Origin of the sequence: Collinsella sp. OF02-10 (assembly GCF_003463445.1) — a bacterium.
GTDB lineage: Bacteria > Actinomycetota > Coriobacteriia > Coriobacteriales > Coriobacteriaceae > Collinsella.
On sequence record NZ_QSCW01000048.1, the window covers coordinates 1 to 1,263 of the forward strand.

1 protein-coding gene is annotated in these 1,263 nt (G+C 47.6%); it reads right to left on the reverse strand.

The genetic code is table 11. From position 1 onward, the window contains the following. On the reverse strand, window positions 1–1,043 hold a 1,043-nt coding region (locus DXA43_RS10130; RefSeq protein ID WP_304999816.1), incomplete at its 3' end, for a glycoside hydrolase family 25 protein. Window positions 1,044–1,263 lie beyond the last annotated feature (220 nt).

Genomic DNA, 1,263 nt, shown 5'->3' on the forward strand with positions numbered 1-1,263 from the left:
GATCCCGTCGCGTAGTACCAGGTACCGCCGTCGAGGAGCCATCCGGTCGCCATGGCGCCGGACGAATTAAACCAGTACAGGGAGCCGTTGCACTCGTGAAGGCCGGTTGCCATGGCACCGCCCGCGTCGGGGTCGAGCCAGTACCACGTGCCGCTCTGAAACAACCATCCGGCATACGCCTTGCCGTTGGAGGCTGCATAATACCAGGTGCTGTCAATTAGTTGCCAATGATAAAGGGAGACATCAACATACGCGTAGTTCATATCAACGTTGCCGTTGATTCCAAGAACTTTTCCGTTGCTCTTATACTGCCAAAAACTGTAATTGCCGGTATAGTCACATTGCGAGTTATATTGAGCAATCCAATGATCCCAAGAGCTACTCTTAAATACAGAGTCAGTCAAAATGTTGTTAAACCAATTTAAATTTGCATAAATACCAGGCTCATATCCTGCGGCAGAAATCCTATTACAAAAAACCTGCGCCCTCGATGCAATTCCGGTTTGACGTCCATTTGCAATTATCGAGTTATCCTCAAGATCGTAATACACCGGCAATCTTGGATTATGTCCAGAAAGGCAATTGATCACCATTGATGCCTCATCGGCTGCCTGCTGATTATCAAAAGCATATGAATAGATATAGACGCCGTAGGGAATTCCGAGTCGCTCGCACTCAGAAATATTTCGATTAAATTGATAGTCAACTCGACCGCCCCAAGATGGAGCGCCAAATCCAACACGCAGAATAGCGAAATCGATACCAGAAGCCTTAACAGCATTCCAGTCAATACGTCCTTGATGCTCACTGACATCGATGCCCTGCGCCGTAGCCCCATCGGGAAGAATGTCCATGGACAATAAGGCTATTCCATCTTCTTCGGAAGAAGCATCCTCTGCGACCAATTGCCCATCCTCATAACGCCAGGAATTCTCAACTAGGGACCGCGCAGCTTCCGCGTTCGAGGGGAAAACAAACACAGAAATGGGCGCAAGGACCATCAGCACCAACAATGCCGAAAATAACTTAAGATGTTTGCTCATGTAAACCTCGTCATTCGTTCTTGTTTGCGTTTAGCTTACAGCATGGCTGTGAAAGATTTCCGAACATCCAACTGGACAAGATGCCATCTAGGACGACAAATAACTGCACGCAATACCACAATGTAAACAAGAACTTCCCAGCAGGGTGAAACCAAGGACTCCTAGTCCCTACTCTTACCCCATTACAGTCTGAAATAGGCCATCGATAAATTTCGATGGC